This is a genomic window from Candidatus Neomarinimicrobiota bacterium, from assembly GCA_034716895.1.
In the GTDB taxonomy this organism is placed as follows: Bacteria; Fidelibacterota; UBA8477; order UBA8477; family JABMPR01; genus JABMPR01.
This window is the reverse complement of sequence record JAYEKW010000049.1, coordinates 1-4834: the sequence shown is the minus strand read 5'-3', so window position 1 is coordinate 4834 and position 4834 is coordinate 1. Positions and strand designations below refer to the sequence as shown.

Below are 4834 nucleotides of genomic sequence, written 5' to 3'. Positions count from 1 at the left end.
ATCATAATTCTCAGAGAAAATAATAAAACCATCCCAGGGGCTACCGAAGATCACGCCATCCGTAAAAGTTACGGGTACCCGGGCAGCCAGTCGTGTTGCCAGGGAATCGATACTCCCATCTGCTTGATAGACCCAGCCAATAATGGTATCTCCCGTATCCATATTGTAAATGGAATAGGTGGAGTTTTGGGTGACTGCCGGATTGTCAGACCCACCGAAAGAAACTGAGGTCGAATCAGCATCTACAACGATCTTATAGATACCAGAAGCGTCTCTCAAGGCATTTACATCACTTGGCAACACTTCAAAGATGCCGGTTCCCTGATTCCAGGCCGCGCCTTCAGGACGCCTGGCCTTTGGAGCATTTGATGGCCGGGCATCAGGAGTCACTGAAACAAATTGCGGGAGAAGCGGTGAATTGCCCTTAAAATTTTCCAGATATTCAAGGGGTTCCCATTTGTATTCATCATCATCGATGGTTCCATCACCATTGACATCTTCCGGAACATTACTATCAGAATCCTTTAAAATATCAATCCCAATATCATAAGCAACCACAGCATAGCTGTAGGTGACTCCGTTGATCACATCTGTATCTACGTAGCGATGTTCCAGTCCAGTGTCCTTGCCCAAGCTGAACCAGGGAGCCACCGGATCCGGACCACTATAATTGTTATTGTAATTATAGGGATCACTATTTTCTTCAGCTTCGGTGAGATCGTATTGAGCGATTGGTCGCCAGCCTACAGCCTGACCATCGTTATCATAGATCACATCCTCGTGGGGATTGCCCCAGCTTTTTCCTCCATCAGTTGAGCGATAAACCTTATAACCTTGAAAATCACCATTTCCAGTCACAATGTCAGTGGAGTACTCCGCATTGGAATCCCAGTACAGGGTCACCATCTCATCATCACCCACTGCTGATACAGTTGGGGCATCTGGTGGAGAGAAACCCTGGTAGCGCAAATCGTACATGATCTGAGCCATTTCAGCATTCTTCGCCAGATCGGGAGGAGTGTCTGAGGTTTTAGTATCATCCGGCGGATCACCCATGATCACGGCAAATGAAAAGTAGGTAGTCTCCCCTACAGCCAGATCAAAGGGGCCAGCTGACATGATAAACACACAATCCAGGCCTTCTGGGAAATCTTCCAGGAGTCCTTCAACAGAATCAAAATGAGGGTTGAGATTACCACCATTGGCCGGGTGAAAATACCAGTCCTCATAATTGGCTACCAGCGGATTTGCATCACCCTCTGGAATTCCACGCCAATTCCAATCATAAAAATTACTGCCAGCACTACCGGCATAGGCCGTATCGCCAGCCATGAGGGCATACATGATATTTTCTTTATCCACAGCACCGGGACAACCACCAGAACCGGCATAACCACCGCCACTGCAACTGCCGCCTGAGTTCTCATCACTCTCGACACCGGGACGAACATACCAATCAAACCAATGCCAGTCAGTCAATCCTAAAGCATCACCAGCGAGCACATCAATGGTTCCGTCGCCATCTAGATCCAGATCACGGGCGGCATTAGGTGTGTCCAGCAATTTAAGGGCTGAATAGGCCAGGTTTTCTTCTCCGTTGCTGTCATCATCCCAATCCCAGATAAAGGCCATATCATAATTGGCATCATAAGCCATCATATCGTCATCATTACTTCGGCCGGAATAGCTGCCATTTTCCAGGCGTGAGTAAGAATCTACATCAAAATAAAACCCGCCAAAGACCTCTGTATAATCAAAACCATAGTAACTGCCATCTCCCCGGTCACCATCTGTGGGCACATAGCTCAAAGGCTTGAATTCATCGGTCACACTGCCGTCAGCATGAGTGATAGGCAACCAGAGCATATTGGGCTCTCCATCGCCATTAAGATCCAGGGGAAAACCTTTATACGATTCATTAGTCACTTCAACCGTAAAAAATGCAATATCCTCTGCATAGGATCGGCCATAGGAGTGGGCGTTCACTATGACATGCATTCCCAGTGGATAGCCCTGGGTTTTGTCCTCATCACGGGTGGCCAGACGATCATCAAATTCCATATAGATGTCCTGATCACCAATATGGCGGCCAAAAATCTCTTCACCAAAGCGGGGGGAATTTGGATCAGTATCCACAGCCCAATCACCGGGCCAGGTTCTTTCTTCAAATCCGGTTGTCGTGTTGATGGTCAGGGGCCAGGTATCAGGAATATCACTGGAAGCCAACAACGGATAGGGATCACCTGTATCAGTATAGATTCCGCCATAGATCTCACCAGCTAATACGTCTCCAGAATGCAAGCCACCGTAGTGTCCTTTTACCGATTCCCAGTCAGCCTGTTTTTTGCCATCAATTCTGTCAAACCAGGATTCAGTGACTGTGGAGCCCCAATACACCAGGGTATCATCTTCAAAATATTCTCCCGAGTACATGGGTCGTTGTGCCCATGGTGCAAAACTGCTATCCGGCAGCTTCCCAGGGACACCAAGGATAAAGGACACATCAGAGATGTATTGGAAGCCTTTGTACAGACCAGAGGGAGATGAGTAGGATTCAAATTCAATGAAGCTACCGTAATTATGGGTGGCAAACTGCAATTCGCCCTTACTCATATAGCCTCGGGCCCGATTGAGAATAGGATCAAAAGCAGCAGTCTTGGCAAAACTTCTCTGCTTGATGGGCAAAGGTTCGGATCCCTGTAAAACACTCATGGAGATCAGGATGATTAATAACAATATGGATAATTTTTTCATAATATCACCTAAAACGATAGTTCGAGCGTAAGATCGATCTTACGGGGGTCTGAGAAATAATAAGGTCGGTCATACCTGGTTAGAGACGATGACCCATTTTCAATAGCCGTTGTCGCTCGTCGGCCAGGATCAGTTGGGCTACCTGTCTCCTCATAAATGTCCAGAATATTTTCACGATTAAAGATATTGCGAACGATCAGCCCGGCAGACCAGGTGGTAGCTCCCAGTTGAAAACGTCGGCGAGCAGCCAGGTTGGTCTCAATATACCAGGGCATCCGTTCAGAGTTAGTCGCACCGGACCGATTCAAATTAATATCAAATGGTGTGTAAGGAGCACCACTGATGGCAACCAGGGTCAGGTGCACGGTTGCATTATTGAAAGGATAATAGCCGTAGAGTTTCGGGCTGTTCTTTTTATCAAATCGATAACCGCCGGTAACCGTCATATTGTGAGTCCGGTCATAGTTCATGAGCACTTCTTTTTTAGGCATGGACTCCGGTGTGTCAGATGAACGATAACCCTGCCAGGCATCAGCCCGATTGGCAGTAGCTCTGGACAAGGTGTATTGGATCACAGTTGACCAGGCACTGCCTCCCCGTTTAGCAAGAGAGAGATCCAGGCCACGGGCAGAACCATAGTCATAATTAACAACAACAGCATAACTGTATGGAAAGGCTTGAACTCGTTCGGTGGAAGCCAGATCTGAATAATCCTTGGACCAGCCAACCATGCCCATCCGCCAATAATCTACAAATTCCCAATTCAGACCGAACTCGTAGGAAGTTACGCTCTGAGCCTGGGCGTGACTGTTGCCTAGAATAGGTAAGGCAGTAGTCAGGTCGTTGGCATCGTTTAGATAGATGTTACGATAGGTCAAGTTCTGGTAATAGCGTCCATACCCAAAGGTAAAAGTGGCTTTATCAGTAATAACGTGACTGATACCGATCCGTGGTGACCAGAGCACTTTCCATTCACTGGGAACTGCACCGGAGGTACTTTTCCGGGGATCTGCCCAGGAGCTATCCAGTGAGTTCTGAAGATCAAAGCGGACACCGGCATTAATGGTCATCCAGGGATATTCGATCTTATCCAAAGCGTAGGCACCGATCTCAACTGGTGTTTTTTCACCTGTTCCGAAGAGCAATTTGTCAAACCAACCATCGGCTTCAAATTGATCCGGAAGGCCATAGGTTTCTCCGTAAGGGCTTTCCAGCCAAGGTAATTGGGTCTCATCAAAGGTGATGAGATGTCGTTTTAAATCGATCCCACCTTGTAGCTGATGGTGCTTATTGATCCGGGTGGTCAGGTCAAACTTGACTTCATCCGTAACACTCTTGGTCCAATGTCGATATCGGTCTGAGCCGCCTGATCCATATTCATAATAAAAGATATAATACAGGGAATCACGCATGGCGGACATTTGTTCCAGACTCATGGTACCCGGTGGATTCGAATAGAGGTTGTAGGTGGAATCAGGATACAGCATGTATTCCCAGGCAGCATATTGCCCTTCTTCCAGGTATTTATCCATGGGATCGCCCAGGTGCCACCAGTGACGTTCTCCGGCGGAGTCACGATAATCCAGTGAATCAAGCGGGTTGATCAAATTTCCATTTGAAAAAAGTTTGCTGGTGAGAATGGTCTCACCATCTGTATCATAAACTATCTCATTAAAGCGTGAAGCTATCCGAATCTTATGCCAGGGTCGAATCTCGATCTGGTCCCCATGCTGAACAACGATGTCATAGGGATCATCGTACTCAGCACCATCTCCCGTTCGTTCATAATAAGCAACCTGCACACGCAGACAGCCAGGACCCCAGGCTTCAAAATATTTGGATGAACCCGTTTCATTTTCGATGGTTGAACCAGGCAGGAATTTCTGACCACTTTCAAAAGGGATATCACACTCGCCGTAATAGTTCACCCCTTGATGTGAACCCCGGGCTTCGGTCCCGATCTGATACTCAACCCAGTCGGGGTAACCATCACCGTCCATATCGCCATTTTCAACATTGATCTCCATCTGCTGGGTAAAACGCGATGCGCTCATGGTATAATAGGTCTGTTCGTTTAACT

2 protein-coding genes are annotated in these 4834 nt (G+C 47.4%); both read right to left on the bottom strand.

Annotation, left to right across the window (positions count from 1 at the left end; genetic code table 11):
* The coding region (locus tag U9Q77_03570) for a hypothetical protein (GenBank protein ID MEA3286441.1) at nucleotides 1-2754 on the bottom strand (2754 nt) is incomplete at its 3' end.
* Nucleotides 2755-2762: 8 nt separating this feature from the next.
* The coding region (locus U9Q77_03565; protein MEA3286440.1) for a hypothetical protein at nucleotides 2763-4834 on the bottom strand (2072 nt) is incomplete at its 5' end.